Here is a 17,618-nt window from a genome sequence, read left to right on the forward strand (position 1 = left end):
GGCTGTTAAAAAGAACGAATCAGAATTCGCCGCACTCCATATCCGTGGGGGCAGTAGGCGCAGGGGCCACAAGCCCTGTTGCCGGTATTACCTGACAGAGGAAGCCATATGTTCGGTTTAGAGGCACTCGATCTCGCCCGAATTCAGTTCGCGTTCACCATCTCGTTCCACATCCTGTTCCCGGCCATCACCATTGGTCTGGCGAGCTACCTGGCGGTGCTCGAAGGGCTGTGGTTGAAAACCCATAACGACACCTACCGAGACCTCTACCACTTCTGGTCGAAGATCTTTGCCGTCAACTTCGGCATGGGTGTGGTTTCCGGTCTGGTCATGGCCTACCAGTTCGGTACCAACTGGAGTCGTTTCTCGGACTTCGCCGGTTCCGTCACCGGGCCGCTGCTGACCTACGAGGTGCTCACGGCATTCTTCCTCGAAGCCGGTTTCCTCGGGGTGATGCTGTTCGGCTGGAACAAGGTCGGACGCAAACTGCACTTCTTCTCCACAGTGATGGTAGCGATCGGCACGCTGATCTCGACATTCTGGATTCTCGCTTCCAACAGCTGGATGCAGACCCCGCAAGGCTTCGAGATCGTCAACGGTCAGGTGATCCCGACCGACTGGCTGGCCATCGTCTTCAACCCGTCGTTCCCCTATCGCCTGATGCACATGGCGACCGCTGCGTTCGTCGCCACGGCGTTCTTCGTTGGCTCGTCGGCGGCCTGGCACCTGCTGCGCGGCAAGGACAACCCGGCGATCCGCACCATGCTGTCGATGGCGATGTGGATGGCGCTGATCGTCGCGCCGATCCAGGCGGTTATCGGTGACTTTCATGGCCTGAACACCCTTGAGCACCAGCCGGCGAAAATCGCCGCGATCGAAGGTCACTGGGAAAACAAAGGCAACGAAGCGACCCCGTTGATTCTGTTCGGCTGGCCGGACATGAAGGAAGAGAAAACCAAGTTCGCCGTGGAAATCCCCTACCTCGGCAGCCTGATCCTGACCCACTCGCTGGACAAGCAGGTGCCGGCACTCAAGGAGTTCCCGCCTGAAGACCGGCCGAATTCGACCATCGTGTTCTGGTCGTTCCGGGTCATGGTCGGCCTCGGCTTCCTGATGATCTTCACCGGTCTGTGGAGTCTGTGGCTGCGCAAGCGCGATTCGCTCTACACCTCGCGGCCGTTCCTGTATCTGGCGTTGTGGATGGGGCCGTCCGGCCTGATCGCGATCCTCGCCGGCTGGTTCACCACCGAAATCGGTCGTCAGCCGTGGGTGGTCTATGGGCTGATGCGCACGGCAGATGCTTCGTCCAACCACAGCTTCATGCAGATGAGCATCACCCTGATCATGTTTGTCGTGGTGTATTTCGCGCTGTTCGGTGCGGGGCTCGGCTACATGATGCGTCTGGTGCGCAAAGGACCGAAAACCGACGAAGGCAAGGAAACCAACGACGGCGGTCCTGGCCAGAAACGCACACCGGCTCGGCCGTTGTCCGCCGCCGATGACGAGGGCACTGACGCTGGTTCGCATCGCAGCCTGGAAAAGGAGATTTGACTCATGGGTATTGATCTTCCGCTGATCTGGGCCGTGATCATCATCTTCGGCATCATGATGTACGTGGTCATGGACGGCTTTGACCTGGGGATCGGGATTCTCTTCCCGTTCATCCCGGGCAAGACCGACCGTGACGTGATGATGAACACCGTCGCCCCGGTGTGGGACGGCAATGAAACCTGGCTGGTACTGGGCGGCGCGGCGTTGTTCGGCGCGTTCCCGCTGGCCTATTCGGTAGTGCTGTCGGCGCTGTACCTGCCGCTGATCTTCATGCTGATCGGCCTGATTTTCCGCGGTGTGGCGTTCGAGTTCCGCTTCAAGGCCAAGGACGACAAGCGTCACCTGTGGGACAAGGCGTTCATTGGCGGCTCGGTGGCGGCGACGTTCTTCCAGGGCGTGGCACTCGGGGCCTTCATCGACGGTTTGCCAGTGGTCAATCGGCAATACGCCGGCGGTTCACTGGATTGGCTGACGCCCTTCACCCTGTTCTGCGGCGCCGCGCTGGTGGTGGCCTATGCCTTGCTCGGTTGCACCTGGCTGATCATGAAGACCGAAGGCAAGTTGCAGGAGCAGATGCACAACCTCGCGCGGCCCTTGGCGTTCGTGCTGTTGGCGGTGATCGGCATCGTCAGTCTGTGGACACCGCTGGCTCATCCCGAGATCGCGACACGCTGGTTCAGCATGCCGAACCTGTTCTGGTTCATGCCGGTACCGATTCTGGTGCTGGTAACGCTGTACGGGTTGATCCGCGCGGTGGCGCGCAACGCCAACTACATGCCGTTCCTGCTGACCCTGGTGCTGATTTTCCTCGGCTACAGCGGTCTGGGCATCAGCCTGTGGCCGAACATCGTGCCGCCGTCGATCTCGATCTGGGACGCCGCCGCACCGCCGCAAAGCCAGGGCTTCATGCTGGTCGGTACGCTGTTCATCATCCCGTTCATCCTGGGTTACACCTTCTGGAGCTACTACGTGTTCCGCGGCAAGGTCACCCATGAAGACGGTTACCACTGATCTCTCGCTCTGCTCACCTGTGGGAGCGAGCCTGCTCGCGATGGCGTCCTTGGCGACGTCATCGCCTGATGGAGGAACGATGCAATGAACGGCAAACATTCCCTGCACGAGATTGAAGAAGCCGAAAAAAAACCGCTGTGGCAGCGGCTCGGCTGGTTGGCCCTGATCTGGATCGGTAGCGTCGGCGCGCTGTTCATTGCCGCCAGCCTGATGCGCCTGTTCATGAACGCGGCCGGTTTGACCACGCACTGATACATCCCGTCCCGTGGCCCTTGGGCACGGTTTACAACCCTCTGTACCGCGGAGGGTTTTTTTTGCCTGAGGTTTTACTTGCGGGCCTTGAGAATCACGAATTTCGGCGTGGCCGCCACTTGCTCGACGCCACGGAACAGCCGCGCCAGTTTGCTGTGATAACCCAGATGACGGTTGCCGACAATGTACAGCGCACCGCCCACCACCAGCGCTTCACGGGCCTGCTGAAACATGCGCCAGGCGAGGAAGTCACCAACCACCTGCTGCTGGTGGAACGGCGGATTGCACAGCACCACGTCCAGCGATTGCGGCTCTTGACCGGCCAGGCCATCGCCGGCCCGCACGATCACTTCGCGCTCGCCCAGCGCGGCACGCCAGTTCTCGGCGGCCGATTGCACGGCCATGAACGATTCGTCGACCAGCGTGTAGTGCGCCTCAGGGTTGTGCAGGGCACTGGCGATGGCCAGTACGCCGTTACCGCAGCCGAGGTCGGCGACGCGGGCGCTGCCGAGGTTTTTTGGCAGGTGTGGGAGAAAGGCTCGGGTGCCGATGTCCAGACCTTCACGGCAGAACACGTTGGCGTGGTTGAGCAATTCGATGGCCGGCTCGTCGAGCTGGTAACGCGAAGGATAGGGCGAGGTCGCCGGGGCTTTGGCCTCGGGCGTGGCGATCAGCAGGCGCGCCTTTTTCACCGCCAGTGAGGCCTGTACCGGACCGATGTAACGCTCCAGCAGATCACCGGCAGCACGCGGCAAATGCTTGACCATGGCCGCTGCCACCACTTCGGCGCCAGGTGCCAGTTGCCCTTGCAGGCGAATCAGTTGTTCTTCCAGCAATGCCAGCGTCTTGGGGACGCGGATCAGCACTCGGTCGAACGGTCCGACCAACGGCTCACTGGCCGCAATCCCGCGCACCGCATCAAATGCCAGGCCGTTGCGTACCAGGTTCTTTTCCAGCCCCTGGAATGCGAGAAACGAGTCGCCACTGCTGCTGACCTGTACCTTGCCCGCCAGACTTGCCGCCAACGCTCCGAAGCTGTCATTGAGTACCAATACCCGGGTGTCTGCCGTCGGTTGTTGCGTGGCCAGATGATTGAGCAGGTATTCGTCAGCCGCGTCGAACGCTTGCAGCGGTTCGTTCTGCTGTTCTGGCTGGCGGATCAGGTCGAGTTGGGCGAAGGGTGTATCGAGCAAGGGCATGGTACGGGAACTCTGGTTAATCAACGGGTGGCCCGCAGCCCAGGGTGTCGCGCAGCGGAACCGTCCGAGTGAAATACAACGTCAAGGTTCACGTCATCACTCAGGAAGGTCGCAAATGGTACGTTTTTTTCTGGCGAATTACTCGTGGCTTTAGGCGATCGGGGCATCGAGAAGGCCACAGCGGCTGGCAGCGATGACCGCCGAAATCTTGTTACAGACGTTCAGTTTGATAATCACGTTTTGCACGTGGTAATTCACGGTCCGTTCGCTCAGGCAGAGGATTCTGGCGATTTCATAGGCCGTTTTGCCGAGCGCCGAGAGCTTCAACACTTCCAGTTCACGTGGTGAGAGGTGCGGGTGCTGCGGCTTTTTCGGTGCTCTGGGCAAGGTTCTGGCGAACAGATCGCTCAGATGGCTGGTTGCGTAAAACATATAGCCAAAATGCTCGTACAACTCCAGCGGGCTCAGTGGGCCATTTTTTCTGACAAGGCTGAGCGTGCTGCACAGGCCGCTGGCTTCATGGTGAAACGACTGCGACCAGCCGTGGCGCAACCCATGTTTCTGTTGGGCATCCCATAGTGGCAGGGTCTGCGAAAACACGTCCTCGGTCCAGACAATCGGCAGCATCGAATGATTGCAGTGTGCTATTACCGGATCGATTTTGCTGTAGCTCCGTTTTTCATAAAGTTGATTCCACTCCATCGGATAGTTATTGATTTGCAAGGCTTTGAAGTCAGCGTTCCGATTCATTGATGTTAATGAGATAGCACAAAAATTGAACCCAATATTTTGAGCGAATCGCAGCAGGATCGGATAAGCGGTCTCTATTTCTCTTGCGAAAGTCAGTTGCTTTAATTGCGACTCCTTCCACATTTCCATCACAAACTCTCCATGAGTTGTTTTCGGGGGTGCTTGCTTGGATCCAATCGGATCCTGCACGCAACGGAGTGTAGGACAGGTCCTACAAGAGGCGTTGAATTTTTTTGCTCTTATAGGGGGGTGTTAGTTGCTGGAAAAGTTATGACTCATCAATAACTCATTGTATGTAGCCTGTCATTCAATGTGCTTATGGATAGCGCTGTATTAACTGTATATGGGTCTACTTCTCATTGAGCTGGGCTCCGTGAATAGGAAGTCATTACAAAATCAGTGGTGTTTTATGCTCTGGGTTTGCGCGAGACTGTAAGGGACTTTTCAGTGGAGTGCCCCATGACTGTCAGCGCAGAGAAGTTTACCGCCCAGACCCTGCTCGACGTGCAGCCCTTGACCCCCAGCCTGTTTACCCTGCGTACCACACGCGATGCGGGTTTCAGGTTTCGCGCAGGACAATTCGCCCGCCTGGGGGTGACCAAGGCTGATGGCAGTACGGTGTGGCGTGCCTACTCGATGGTCTCTTCGCCTCATGACGAGTTTCTCGAGTTCTTCTCCATCGTGGTGCCGGGTGGCGAATTCACCGGTGAACTGAGCCGGCTGCAGGTCGGCGATACCCTGCTGGTGGAGCGCCAGGCGTTTGGTTACCTGACGCTGGATCGGTTTGTCGACGGTCGGGACCTGTGGCTGTTATCCACCGGGACCGGGGTTGCGCCGTTTCTGTCGATTCTGCAGGACTTCGAAGTGTGGGAGCGATTCGAGCGGATCATTCTGGTGTACAGCGTGCGTGAGGCCGGAGAGCTGGCCTACCAGTCATTGATTGCTGAGCTGTCCAGGCGTGATTACCTGGCAGAACATGCCCATAAGCTGCGGTTTATCCCCACGGTTACCCGCGAACAATTGCCGGGCGCCTTGCACGGTCGCATCACCACGCTGATTGAAAACGGCGAGCTGGAGCGTGAAGCCGGCGTTGAACTGACCCCCGAGCACTCGCGCGTCATGCTGTGCGGAAATCCGCAGATGATCGATGACACCAGGGCACTGCTGAAACAACGCCACATGAGCCTGAGCCTGACGCGGCGACCGGGGCAGGTGGCGGTGGAAAACTACTGGTAAAAAAACGGCGCCATCAGGCGCCGTTTTTATTCATAAAGCAGTCAAGGCCGGTTGTTCTGGGCTTTGAGCAGATCGCGGATCTCACCAAGCAACTCTTCTTCCTTGGTCGGAACCGGTGGCAGGGAAGGGGCTACGGCTTCTTCGCGTTTCAGACGGTTGATGGCTTTGACACCCATGAAAATCGCGAAGGCGACGATCACGAAGTCCAGAATGCTCTGGATGAATTTACCGTAAGCCAATACCACGGCAGGGGCGTTGCCCTCGGCGGCTTTTAGCGTAATGGCCAGATCACTGAAGTCCACCCCTCCGATCAGCAGGCCGATTGGCGGCATGATCACGTCGCCGACAAACGACGAAACGATTTTGCCGAAGGCCGCGCCGATGATGATACCGACGGCCATGTCGACCACATTGCCTTTGACCGCGAAGGCCTTGAACTCACTTAGCACGCCCATAGGTTATTTCCTTGTTACAGATGAGTTTGGTGTACGCAGTGTAAATCAGCAAAACGCGTCCTGCGCGAAACACCTTCTTACAATGCCCGTTTTTATCGACACATGAATCGACGATTAGTTTGCAAAGTGCCACTAATCGCGCGCGAAATACGCCGTAAATCGCTGATCGCAAAGCCATTTTTTTCAATCGTCGGGTTGCGAACTTTCTATTTATGTTCACCGGCGTAGCCCTCTAGCCTCTGGTTGGCGCACCTGGATGCGCCCAAAAAAACCAGAGGAACCTGATATGAATTCCACTCTTGGACTGGGGGCTTTTCCCCATCGCCGTACGCTCGGCGTGCTTACCGCCAGCTTGCTGACCTTCTCCGTGCACGCCGCGCCCCTGACCCGGGATAACGGCGCGGCGGTCGGCGATAATCAGAATTCGCAGACCGCCGGCGCCACCGGCCCGGTGCTGCTGCAGGATGTGCAACTGATCCAGAAGCTCCAGCGTTTCGACCGTGAGCGCATTCCTGAGCGCGTGGTGCATGCCCGCGGTACCGGTGCCCATGGCACCTTCACGGTGACCAACGATCTCAGCGACCTGAGCAAGGCCAAGGTATTTGCCGCCGGCCAGGTCACCCCGGTGTTCGTGCGCTTCTCCGCGGTGGTTCACGGCAACCACTCCCCGGAAACCCTGCGTGATCCACGGGGTTTTGCCACCAAGTTCTACACTGCCGATGGCAACTGGGACCTGGTCGGCAACAACTTCCCGACCTTTTTCATCCGCGATGCGATCAAGTTTCCAGACATGGTCCACGCCTTCAAGCCCGATCCACGTACCAACCTTGACGATGACTCACGTCGTTTCGACTTCTTCTCCCACGTGCCGGAAGCTACTCGCACGCTGACCGAGCTGTATTCCAATTCGGGTACTCCAGCCAGTTATCGGGAGATGGACGGTAATGGCGTGCATGCCTACAAGTTGGTTAACGCCAAAGGCGAAGTGCACTATGTGAAGTTCCACTGGAAAAGTTTGCAGGGCATCAAAAACCTTACACCTGAACAAGTCGAGAAAGTTCAGGGCAAGGATTACAGTCATATGACTAATGATCTGGTCAGCCATATCAACAAGGGTGATTTCCCGAAATGGGACTTGTACATCCAGGTGCTGAATCCGCAAGATTTGTCCAAGTTTGATTTCGATCCATTGGACGCTACCAAGATCTGGCCGAATGTTCCTGAGCGAAAAGTTGGACAAATGGTGTTGAACCGTAATCCAGCCAACGTGTTCCAGGAAACCGAACAAGTGGCGATGGCTCCGGCCAATGTTGTGCCGGGTATCGAACCTTCAGAAGATCGTCTGTTGCAAGGCCGAGTGTTTTCTTATGCCGATACGCAAATGTATCGTCTGGGAGCCAATGCCCTGCAGTTGCCGATCAACGCGCCAAAAGTTGCCGTCAACAATGGCAATCAGGACGGTGCGATGAACTTCGGTGCCACGCAGTCTGGCGTGAACTATCAGCCAAGCCGCCTGCAACCGCGTGAGGAGCCGCAAAGCGCGCGCTACAGCCAGCTGGCACTGTCGGGCAGCACCCAGCAGGCGAAGATTCAGCGTGAGCAGAACTTCAAACAGGCCGGTGATCTGTATCGCTCGTTCAGCCAGCAGGAACGTCAGGACCTGATCGCCAGTTTCGGCGGCTCGCTGGCGACCACCGATGACGAGAGCAAGCACATCATTCTGTCCTTCCTTTATAAGGCCGATCCGGAATACGGCACTGGCGTAACCAAAGTGGCCAAGGGTGACCTTGGCCGGGTCAAGACGCTGGCAGCGAAACTGGTCGACTGATCTCGATGCCCTGCCACGCGGGGCCTGATTCAGGCCCCGTTCTGCTCAAGGAGACGGCGAATGCGATTTTGTCTGTTATTGCTGCTCGGTTGCCTGTCATTTACTGCGCTGGCCGAACAGAACCCCGAGGCGATCAAGGCCCAGTTGCAGGATTACTATTTCGACGCCGCACGGCGTGGCGATGTGCCGATGCTCGAGACGTTTATCGAGTCCGGTTATTCCCTCGATACCCGCGACAGCAAGGGCTACACCGCTTTGATTCTGGCGGCGTATCACGGCCAGAGTGCGGCAGTTGACCGGTTATTGGCCGCAGGCGCTGATGCCTGCGCGCAGGACCAACGCGGCAACACGGCGCTGATGGGCGCGATTTTCAAAGGCGAGATGCAGATTGCTCGAAGGCTGATGGCCACCGATTGCAGCCCCGATCAACGCAACGGCGCGGGTCAGACTGCGGCGATGTTCGCCGGGTTGTTCAAGCGTGTCGAACTGCTCGATGCGCTCAAGGCCAAGGGCGCCGACCTCAATGCCGAGGATCCGCTGGGCAACAGTGCCGCGCGTCTGGCCAACGGCGAAATCCGCACCGCCGCGCCGCGCTGAGCGGTGGCTGCGTTATCATCGCGGTTTTTGCCGGGGGATCCAGATGGCCAAGGCCAAGCGCATGTACGGCTGCACCGAGTGCGGCGCAACCTTTCCCAAGTGGGCGGGCCAGTGCGGCGAGTGCGGCGCCTGGAACACCCTGACCGAAACCATGATCGAAAGCGGCGGGGCCACGGCGCCCACCGGACGTACCGGCTGGGCCGGGCAGCAGGCGCAGATCAAGACCCTGGCCGAAGTCAGCATCGAGGAGATTCCGCGTTTCTCTACCGCGTCCGGTGAACTGGACCGGGTTTTGGGTGGTGGTCTGGTCGACGGCTCGGTGGTGCTGATCGGTGGTGACCCGGGCATCGGCAAGTCGACGATTCTGTTGCAGACCCTGTGCAACCTCGCCAAGAGCATGCCGGCGCTGTACGTCACCGGCGAAGAATCCCAGCAACAAGTGGCGATGCGCGCCCGGCGCCTGGGTCTGCCCCAGGATCAACTACGGGTGATGACCGAAACCTGCATCGAAACCATCATCGCCACCGCCCGTCAGGAAAAACCCAAGGTGATGGTGATCGACTCGATCCAGACCATTTTCACCGAACAGCTGCAATCAGCGCCGGGTGGCGTCTCGCAGGTACGTGAGAGCGCGGCGCTGCTGGTGCGTTATGCCAAGCAGAGCGGCACGGCGATTTTCCTCGTCGGTCACGTCACCAAGGAAGGCGCGCTCGCCGGCCCCAGGGTGCTGGAGCACATGGTCGATACCGTGCTGTATTTCGAAGGCGAGTCCGATGGGCGTCTGCGCTTGCTGCGGGCGGTGAAGAACCGTTTCGGTGCGGTCAATGAACTGGGCGTGTTCGGCATGACCGACAAGGGCCTGAAAGAAGTCTCCAACCCTTCGGCGATTTTTCTTACCCGTGCCCAGGAAGAAGTCCCGGGCAGTGTGGTGATGGCGACGTGGGAAGGCACCCGGCCGATGCTGGTGGAAGTGCAGGCGCTGGTGGATGACAGCCATCTGGCCAATCCGCGCCGGGTTACGCTGGGTCTGGACCAGAATCGTCTGGCGATGTTGCTGGCGGTGCTGCACCGCCACGGCGGCATTCCGACCCACGATCAGGATGTGTTCCTCAACGTGGTCGGCGGGGTGAAAGTGCTGGAAACGGCGTCCGACCTGGCGCTGATGGCGGCGGTGATGTCGAGCCTGCGCAACCGGCCGTTGCCGCATGATCTGCTGGTGTTTGGTGAAGTCGGTTTGTCCGGCGAGGTGCGCCCGGTGCCGAGTGGGCAGGAGCGTCTGAAGGAAGCGGCCAAACATGGCTTCAAACGCGCGATCGTGCCCAAGGGCAATGCGCCGAAAGAGGCGCCGCCGGGGTTGCAGATCATTGCTGTGACGCGGCTGGAACAAGCGCTCGACGCACTCTTCGAATAGCCGCCATTCCCTTGATTGAATGAAAACCTGTGGTGAGGGGATTTATCCCCGATGGGCTGCGCAGCAGACCCGGATTTATCAGGGCCGCTCCGCGCCCCATCGGGGATAAATCCCCTCACCACAGGGTGTTCCAACAGGGTTGTTTTCCACGGGGCGATTTGGGGGCTAGATTTCGATCAGCGCGCCCAATTCGCGCTCAAGCTCGGCTTCGTCAGCCAGATTCAGCTCGATCAACCGCCGCAAGCGCTGGATCGACTCCAGGCTAATATGCCGGCACACGAAGCCCAGTTGCCCATGATCTTCATGGGCCAGATGCACATCCATCTGAATATCCACGTCATCGCTCAGATGAATGTCGACGAAGAAATCCTGCTCCCTATCCCCAAGCCACGGCTCCGGCCGTTCGATCAGCAGCCCTTTGAGCGACAGATCGATCAACTTCACCGGCCAGATGAATTGACCCTGACTCAGCTCGGTTCTGGCATCGAACGCAATACGTTTGAAGCGACGGCGATTGGCTGGGTGTTCGCTCATGGCGCAATCCTCGGAAGAGTTCGCTGACTATAGACCCGACCGTTGGGTGGCTGCCAATCGACAAGCCGTCTAGACCAACGTCGGGGTATGGCCTTTGGCGCCGTAAGCGCTAAACTCGGGGTGGCTGTCTTTCTTGTCCACCCTGGCTGGAATAATAAAATGAAAAATAATAATAGCCTGCTACGCCACTTACCCTGGCTAGTGCTGGCAATCGTAGGAGCGTGCGCCCTGGGCGTAGTGGCATTGCGCCGAGGAGAGGCGATCAACGCCTTGTGGATCGTGGTCGCGGCAGTGGCCATTTATCTGGTCGCGTACCGTTACTACAGCCTGTTCATCGCCAACAATGTGATGCAACTCGATCCGCGTCGGGCCACCCCCGCCGTGCTCAACAACGACGGTCTGGACTACGTTCCAACCAACAAACACATTCTTTTCGGTCACCACTTCGCGGCCATCGCCGGCGCAGGACCTCTGGTCGGCCCGGTACTGGCGGCGCAGATGGGTTATCTGCCCGGCACGCTGTGGCTGATTGCCGGGGTGGTGCTGGCGGGCGCGGTGCAGGACTTCATGGTTCTGTTCATGTCGACCCGGCGCAACGGCCGTTCCCTGGGCGACATGGTGCGTGAAGAAATGGGCCGCATCCCCGGCACCATCGCCCTGTTCGGCTGCTTCCTGATCATGATCATCATCCTCGCGGTGCTGGCGCTGATCGTGGTCAAGGCACTGGCAGAGAGCCCATGGGGCATCTTCACCGTGATGGCGACCATCCCGATCGCGATGTTCATGGGCATCTACATGCGCTACATCCGCCCGGGCCGCATCGGCGAGATCTCGGTCATCGGTGTGTTGCTGCTGCTCGGTTCGATCTGGCTCGGCGGGCAGATTGCCGCTGATCCGGTGTGGGCCAAGGCCTTCAGCTTCACCGGCGTGCAAATCACCTGGATGCTGATCGGTTATGGCTTCGTCGCCGCCGTGTTGCCGGTGTGGCTGATCCTCGCGCCACGCGACTACCTGTCGACGTTCCTCAAGATCGGCACCATCATCGCCCTGGCGATCGGCATTCTGGTGACCATGCCCGAGCTGAAAATGCCGGCGCTGACCCAGTTCGTCGACGGCACCGGCCCGGTGTGGAAGGGCGGTCTGTTCCCGTTCCTGTTCATCACCATCGCTTGCGGTGCGGTGTCCGGGTTCCACGCACTGATCTCTTCGGGCACCACGCCGAAGTTGCTGGATAACGAAACCAACGCGCGTTACATCGGTTACGGCGGCATGCTGATGGAATCGTTTGTGGCGATCATGGCCATGGTTGCCGCTTCGGTGATCGAGCCGGGCGTGTACTTCGCCATGAACAGCCCGGCCGCCGTGGTCGGCGGTGACGTCGCATCGGTGGCGCAGATGGTCAGCAGCTGGGGCTTCGCGATCACGCCGGAGGCGCTGCAAGCCGTGGCTCACGACATCGGCGAAACCACCATCCTCGCCCGTGCCGGCGGCGCGCCGACCCTGGCGGTCGGTATCGCGCAGATCCTGCACAGTGTCCTGCCGGGTGAAAACACCATGGCGTTCTGGTACCACTTCGCGATTCTGTTCGAAGCGCTGTTCATCCTGACCGCTGTAGACGCCGGCACCCGTGCCGGGCGCTTCATGCTGCAGGACCTGCTCGGCTCCTTCGTTCCGGCGCTCAAGCGCACTGAATCGTGGACCGCCAACCTGATCGCCACCGCCGGTTGTGTGGCGATGTGGGGCTGGTTGCTGTATCAGGGCGTGATCGATCCACTGGGCGGCATCAACACCCTGTGGCCGCTGTTCGGCATCTCCAACCAGATGCTCGCCGGTATCGCGCTGATGCTCGGCACCGTGGTCCTGATCAAGATGAAGCGCCAGCGCTACATCTGGGTCACCCTGCTGCCAGCCGCCTGGCTGTTGATTTGCACCACCACTGCAGGCTTCATCAAGCTGTTCGACGCCAACCCGGCGATCGGCTTCCTGTCGCTGGCCAAGAAGTACAGCGATGCGCTGGCCGCCGGCCAGGTGATTGCCCCGGCCAAGAGCATCGAACAGATGCAGCACGTGATCTTCAACGCCTACACCAACGCAACGCTCACCGCGCTGTTCCTGTTCGTGGTGTTCAGCATCCTGTTCTATGCGCTCAAGGTCGGCATCGCCGCCTGGGGCAAAAAAGAGCGTACGGATAAAGAATCGCCATTCCAGGCTCTGCCGGACGCGTAACCAGAGGATTGCACCATGTTCAATGACCTGAGTCGCCTCGGTAAATACCTCGGTCAGGCCGCGCGCCTGATGGTCGGCATGCCCGACTACGACACCTACGTCGAGCATATGCAAACCAAACACCCGGACAAACCGGTGATGAGCTACGAGATGTTCTTCCGCGAACGTCAGGAAGCGCGTTACGGTGGCAAGGGTGGGCCGAAGTGCTGTTGAGCTGACAGCACAAGGTTGAGGTCATCCCCTGTGGGAGCGAGCTTGCTCGCGAAAGCGGTGTGTCATCGAGCAATGATGTCGACTGGCACGACCCCTTCGCGAGCAAGCTCGCTCCCACATTTGTTTTGTGTTTGTTTCAGGAGATCGTGTTTTGTCTTCTCCCATACCCGTAACGGTACTCAGCGGTTTCCTCGGCGCCGGCAAGACCACCTTGCTGCGCCATCTGCTTAAAGCCGAGCACGGCCTGAAGATCGCCGTGATCGAAAACGAGTTCAGCGACGCCGGCATCGACACCCAGTTGCTCGGCGACGAACCGGTGCAAGTCATGACCCTGGCCAACGGCTGCGTCTGCTGCACCATTCACACCGATCTGACCAAGGCCTTGTACCTGCTGCTCGAACGCCTGGACAGCGGCGAAATCGCCTTCGACCGGCTGGTGATCGAGTGCACCGGGCTGGCCGATCCGGCTCCGGTGGCGCAGACCTTTTTCATCGATGAAGAATTGCGCGAGCGTTATCTGCTCGACGGCATCATCACCCTGGTGGATGCCGCCCACGCCGAACTGCACCTGACCCAGACCATCGCTCAGGCGCAGATCGGTTTCGCCGACCGCTTGCTGGTGAGCAAGACCGATCTGGTGGATGAGACTACGTTCAACGCACTGAGCGAACGCCTGACGCGGATCAACCGGCGCGCGCCGATCCGCGTGGTCGAGCACGGCAACATCGATCTGGCGGAACTGCTCGATGTGCGCGGCTTCAATCTCAACGCCGACCTCGGTGGCGGGGTGAGCCTGCGCCCGGTGAGCAAAGCGCCCTCCATCGACCGAATCTCCAGCCTGGTGCTGCGCACAGACCAGCCGCTGGATATCGATCAGCTCAGCGAGTTCATGAATGAGCTGCTGGAAGAGCACGGCAAGCAATTGCTGCGCTACAAGGGCGTGTTGAACATTGCTGGTGAGAATCGGCGGCTGGTGTTTCAGGGCGTGCTGAAACTCTACGGTTTCGACTGGGACACCGAGTGGGCCGAGGGTGAGGCGCGGGAGAGTGTAATTGTGTTTATTGCCGATGATTTGCCGGAAGAGAAGATTCGGGCCGGGTTTGCCAAGGTGGCTGCTGCCTGATGGTTCTTCGGTGTCAGGGCTGACGCCATCGCGGGCAAGCCCGCTCCCACAGGTTTATAGGTGTACACACAATCTGTGAACGACAATAACCCTGTGGGAGCGGGCTTGCCCGCGATGGTGATTCAACCGACAACGCAATGCTTGACGGTTGGCTCCAGCAGCGTCTGCTCAAGATGATCCAGATGCCGATTCATCAGCATGCCTGCTTTGGAAACATCCCGAAGCTCCACTGCCTCAACCAACGCCAAATGCTCCTGCCATGCGCAACAGCTATGCGTCTGGCACTCACTTCGCGCAATCGCCAGCGACGTCAACGGCACCAGGCTGCCAAGAAAATGCGCCAACGGTGCATTCCCCGCCATCCGTGCCAACTGCAGATGAAACTCGCCGGACAAACGAATCGCCGCCCCACGCCGTTCCTGTGTCACGGCCAGACGTTCGCGTTCGACCAATCCTCGCAAGCGTTTCAAACCCTCCGCTGAGGCATTCTGACAAGCCAGACGCACCAGCGTCGCTTCGGTCAGGCGCCGGGCGTGCAGGGTTTGCCGGGTCTGCTCGGCATCCGGTGCGGCGACCCGTGGCCGATGATTGGCGCGCAGCACAATCACCTGCTCATGGGACAACTGCGTCAGCACCCGGCGCACATCGGCGCGGCTGACGCCAAACATCTGCTTGAGACTGTCTTCGGTGAAGCGGCTGGTCGGGTCGATTCGCCGGTCCAGAATCGCGTCGAACAGCCGCGGGTACAGATCGTCTGCCGACGCCTGCAGGCGGGAGAAGGGCAGGGGGGCCGACATCTGACGAGTGTGCGGCGACGTGGCAAGGCTGTTCATGGCCGGTCTCCAGTGTGAATCAATCAGTGGCTGAGGTTGTCATCTGGAATGTTCAATTCAATGCCCATGCGCTGGCCTTCACGCAGGATGTGCCGACGCATTTCGGCGCTGGCTTGGGCGCTGTTTTTGCTGCGGATTGCACGCACCACCGCTTCGTTTTCTTCCAGACGCTCAGCCAGGTGCTCAGGCGAATTGCGCAGCACGTCGGCACTTTGCTTGAGGGCATTGCTGGTTTGCTGCACCACGCTCTGGAAAATCGGGTTCGATGTCAGAGTGAACAGCTCCTCATGGAAGGCGATGTAGGCGCTGACCCCGGCTTCGCTGTCACCCGCTTCAAGGGCTTCGCGCATGTCCATCAGGGTCAGACGCAATTGCCCGACTTCCTTACTGCTGATCGACTGCGCCACCAGACCGACGATGAACGGCTCAAGGGTGTAGCGCAGTTGCAGCACGTCTTCGAGGCTGGCGCCGGCCACAGCGCTGTCGTGGCTCTGACTGTCACTGAGCTGGGCGTCGAGCACCACCACGCCTTTGCCCGGCATTGACCGGACGAGGCCGAGGGTTTCCAGGACGATCACCGCTTCGCGCAGGCTTGGGCGGCTGATGCCTAGTTGTTCGGCCAGTTCGCGCTGGCCCGGCAGCATGTCGCCGGAGCGCCACTGGCCGCGGGCGAGGGCGGCGCGGAGTTTTTCTACGACTGAGTTGACGACGGTTGATGTGGTGATCACGGGTCTTGCTCCATGTGCCCGTAAGGAGCCGGCAAGCGAAGATCAAAAGATCGCAGCCTGCGGCAGCTCCTACAGGAGTTAAATCAGAACTCTTGCTGGTGCGCCGGAGTTCCGGTTTTACGCGGTTGAAAGGTGTAGCCCTGCTGACCGCTGAGTACTTTGTTTGCGCGTTGCACATCGATGTCCTTTTCCCAACGGGCGATGGCCACGGTGGCGACGCAGTTGCCGATCAGGTTGGTCAGCGCCCGACCGATGCCCATGAACCAGTCCACTGCCAACACCAGCACCAGACCGACCACCGGAATCGCCGGGATCGCGGTCAGTGTCGCCGCGAGAATCACCAGTGCTGAACCGGGAATACCATGGGCACCCTTGGAGGTGATCAGCGACACCAACAGAATCGTCAGCAAGTCGGTCATCGCCAGCGGCGTGCCGGTGGCGTTGGCGATGAACACGATGGCCAGGGTCAGGTAGATCGAAAAGCCGTCGAGGTTGAACGAGTAACCGGTGGGAATCACCAGGCCGACCGTCGAGCTGCCGATGCCCAGGTGTTCGAGTTTGCGCATGATCTGCGGCAGCACGGCGTCGGAAGATGCGGTGCCCATGACGATCAGCAACTCTTCGCGCAGGTACTTGAGCAGCGGCCACAGGCGCAGGCCCGAGGCGCGCATCACCACGCCGAGGATCACACTGACGAAGGCCATGCAGGTCAGGTAGAACAGGCCGACCAGGCTGCCCAGGTGCTGCAGCGAGTCGAGGCCGTACTTGCTGGTGGTGAAAGCGATGGCACCAAACACGCCGATCGGTGCCAGACGTACGATCATGCCCATGATCCGGAAGATCACATGGCTCAGTTCGTTGATCAGCCGGGAAATCCCGGAAGCCGCTTCGCCCACCAGATTCAGCGCGCTGCCGAATAGCACCGAAAACAGCAGCACTTGCAGAATGTTGTTGTCGGCGAAGGCGCCGAGCACCGAGGTCGGGATCAGATCCATCAGGAACTGGGTGGTGGTGTGCATGTGCTGGCCGCGTTCGGCGATGTCGCCCATGTCGGCGGCGGACAACTGCTCCAGATGGATATTCGCGCCGCTGCCGATCCCGGTGCTGAAGGCGAATACCAGGCCGATCACCAGCGCGATGGTGGTGAGCACTTCAAAGTAGATCACCGATTTGAGGCCGATGCGCCCGACCTTCTTCAGATCGCCTGCGCCGCTGATACCGCTGACCACCACGCAGAACACGATGAGGCCGATGAGCATCTTGATCAGTTTGATGAAGCCGTCGCCCAGCGGTTTGAGCTGAGCGGAATATTCGGGAAGGGTCAGCCCGCAGACGATGCCGAGCACCAGTCCGAGAACCACTTGGAGGAAGATTGAACGCGAGCACCATCTGAGCATGGGAGGAATCCTGGTCGGTGTCCTGGCTGCCGTGTGCGGAGCACATCAGATTCAGGACTTAATTATTGTGGTCTTACCGGTATGTCCAGTGCAGGCGCAGTCTACGCTCGGTTTTTTCAGGATGACAAGTGAAAATCATGAAATTGGCATGACCGGTCTGACCAGCGGCCAGAGATCAAAAGATCGCAGCCTTCGGCAGCTCCTCCAGGTGAGCGCATTCCAAATGCAGGAGCTGCCGAGGGCTGCGATCTTTTGATCTTTCCGACAGGCGAAA

Annotated in this window: 17 protein-coding genes; 10 read left to right on the forward strand and 7 right to left on the reverse strand. The window is 59.5% G+C overall.

Annotated elements, in window-relative coordinates; translation table 11 throughout:
- Positions 1-108: 108 nt before the first annotated feature.
- The 3 genes from PMI25_RS12240 (at position 109) to PMI25_RS28100 (ending at position 2,814) form a co-directional block, all read left to right on the forward strand.
- Positions 109-1,551 carry a cytochrome ubiquinol oxidase subunit I gene (locus tag PMI25_RS12240; RefSeq protein ID WP_007963752.1) on the forward strand — a complete coding sequence of 481 codons (1,443 nt, stop codon included), beginning with the start codon at positions 109-111 and terminating at the stop codon, positions 1,549-1,551.
- A 3-nt stretch (positions 1,552-1,554) separates the two neighbouring features.
- Positions 1,555-2,562, forward strand: a complete 1,008-nt coding sequence (gene cydB, locus PMI25_RS12245; protein ID WP_007963753.1) for a cytochrome d ubiquinol oxidase subunit II — start codon at positions 1,555-1,557, stop codon at positions 2,560-2,562.
- Between the two features lie 84 nt (positions 2,563-2,646).
- Complete coding sequence (locus tag PMI25_RS28100; RefSeq protein WP_007963754.1) at positions 2,647-2,814, forward strand: DUF2474 domain-containing protein; 168 nt, start codon at positions 2,647-2,649, stop codon at positions 2,812-2,814.
- 74 nt (positions 2,815-2,888) lie between these two features.
- Here the strand turns inward: PMI25_RS28100 and PMI25_RS12250 are convergent, their stop codons facing one another.
- Together PMI25_RS12250 and PMI25_RS12255 are read right to left on the reverse strand one after the other, a co-directional pair.
- Positions 2,889-4,013 (reverse strand): methyltransferase, encoded by a 1,125-nt coding sequence (locus PMI25_RS12250; protein WP_007963755.1) that lies wholly within the window; start codon positions 4,011-4,013, stop codon positions 2,889-2,891.
- A 150-nt stretch (positions 4,014-4,163) separates the two neighbouring features.
- Positions 4,164-4,892, reverse strand: a complete 729-nt coding sequence (locus PMI25_RS12255) for an autoinducer binding domain-containing protein (RefSeq protein ID WP_007963756.1) — start codon at positions 4,890-4,892, stop codon at positions 4,164-4,166.
- Positions 4,893-5,222: 330 nt separating this feature from the next.
- Between PMI25_RS12255 and PMI25_RS12260 the strand changes: the two genes are divergently transcribed.
- Positions 5,223-5,999, forward strand: a complete 777-nt coding sequence (locus tag PMI25_RS12260) for a ferredoxin--NADP reductase (RefSeq protein ID WP_007963758.1) — start codon at positions 5,223-5,225, stop codon at positions 5,997-5,999.
- Between the two features lie 41 nt (positions 6,000-6,040).
- On the opposite strand, the gene mscL is transcribed toward PMI25_RS12260, so the two are convergent.
- Positions 6,041-6,454, reverse strand: coding sequence for a large-conductance mechanosensitive channel protein MscL (mscL, locus tag PMI25_RS12265; RefSeq protein ID WP_007963760.1), 414 nt, complete (start codon positions 6,452-6,454; stop codon positions 6,041-6,043).
- A gap of 286 nt (positions 6,455-6,740) precedes the next feature.
- On the opposite strand from mscL, the gene katB reads away from it, so the two are divergent.
- Genes katB through radA form a run of 3 tightly spaced genes read left to right on the forward strand, consistent with a single transcriptional unit; the run spans position 6,741 to position 10,290 of the window.
- Positions 6,741-8,282 carry a catalase KatB gene (gene katB, locus PMI25_RS12270; protein WP_007963762.1) on the forward strand — a complete coding sequence of 514 codons (1,542 nt, stop codon included), beginning with the start codon at positions 6,741-6,743 and terminating at the stop codon, positions 8,280-8,282.
- 60 nt (positions 8,283-8,342) lie between these two features.
- The gene (locus tag PMI25_RS12275; protein WP_007963763.1) at positions 8,343-8,879 is read left to right on the forward strand and encodes an ankyrin repeat domain-containing protein; all 537 of its coding nucleotides are present in this window, start codon (positions 8,343-8,345) and stop codon (positions 8,877-8,879) included.
- A gap of 43 nt (positions 8,880-8,922) precedes the next feature.
- A complete protein-coding gene (gene radA / locus PMI25_RS12280) occupies positions 8,923-10,290 on the forward strand; it encodes a DNA repair protein RadA (protein ID WP_007963764.1) in 1,368 nt (455 codons plus the stop codon).
- A 165-nt stretch (positions 10,291-10,455) separates the two neighbouring features.
- Here the strand turns inward: radA and PMI25_RS12285 are convergent, their stop codons facing one another.
- Positions 10,456-10,824 (reverse strand): PilZ domain-containing protein, encoded by a 369-nt coding sequence (locus tag PMI25_RS12285; RefSeq protein WP_007963765.1) that lies wholly within the window; start codon positions 10,822-10,824, stop codon positions 10,456-10,458.
- 159 nt (positions 10,825-10,983) lie between these two features.
- Here PMI25_RS12285 and PMI25_RS12290 point away from each other — a divergent pair, with 159 nt between their 5' ends.
- The 3 genes from PMI25_RS12290 to yjiA all read left to right on the forward strand — a co-directional run bounded on the left by PMI25_RS12290 (position 10,984) and on the right by yjiA (position 14,386).
- Complete coding sequence (locus PMI25_RS12290) at positions 10,984-13,050, forward strand: carbon starvation CstA family protein (RefSeq protein WP_007963766.1); 2,067 nt, start codon at positions 10,984-10,986, stop codon at positions 13,048-13,050.
- A 15-nt stretch (positions 13,051-13,065) separates the two neighbouring features.
- A complete protein-coding gene (locus PMI25_RS12295) occupies positions 13,066-13,263 on the forward strand; it encodes a YbdD/YjiX family protein (protein WP_003228401.1) in 198 nt (65 codons plus the stop codon).
- A 151-nt stretch (positions 13,264-13,414) separates the two neighbouring features.
- A complete protein-coding gene (gene yjiA / locus PMI25_RS12300) occupies positions 13,415-14,386 on the forward strand; it encodes a GTPase (RefSeq protein ID WP_007963767.1) in 972 nt (323 codons plus the stop codon).
- Positions 14,387-14,508: 122 nt separating this feature from the next.
- Here yjiA and PMI25_RS12305 read toward each other — a convergent pair whose 3' ends face one another.
- From PMI25_RS12305 to PMI25_RS12315, 3 genes are all read right to left on the reverse strand, one after another.
- Complete coding sequence (locus PMI25_RS12305) at positions 14,509-15,219, reverse strand: GntR family transcriptional regulator (protein WP_007963769.1); 711 nt, start codon at positions 15,217-15,219, stop codon at positions 14,509-14,511.
- 23 nt (positions 15,220-15,242) lie between these two features.
- Positions 15,243-15,947 (reverse strand): FadR/GntR family transcriptional regulator, encoded by a 705-nt coding sequence (locus PMI25_RS12310; RefSeq protein ID WP_007963771.1) that lies wholly within the window; start codon positions 15,945-15,947, stop codon positions 15,243-15,245.
- Positions 15,948-16,030: 83 nt separating this feature from the next.
- Positions 16,031-17,344 (reverse strand): C4-dicarboxylate transporter DctA, encoded by a 1,314-nt coding sequence (locus tag PMI25_RS12315; RefSeq protein WP_007963773.1) that lies wholly within the window; start codon positions 17,342-17,344, stop codon positions 16,031-16,033.
- Between the last annotated feature and the right edge of the window lie 274 nt (positions 17,345-17,618).

The sequence above is a fragment of the Pseudomonas sp. GM30 genome (assembly GCF_000282275.2).
GTDB lineage: Bacteria > Pseudomonadota > Gammaproteobacteria > Pseudomonadales > Pseudomonadaceae > Aquipseudomonas.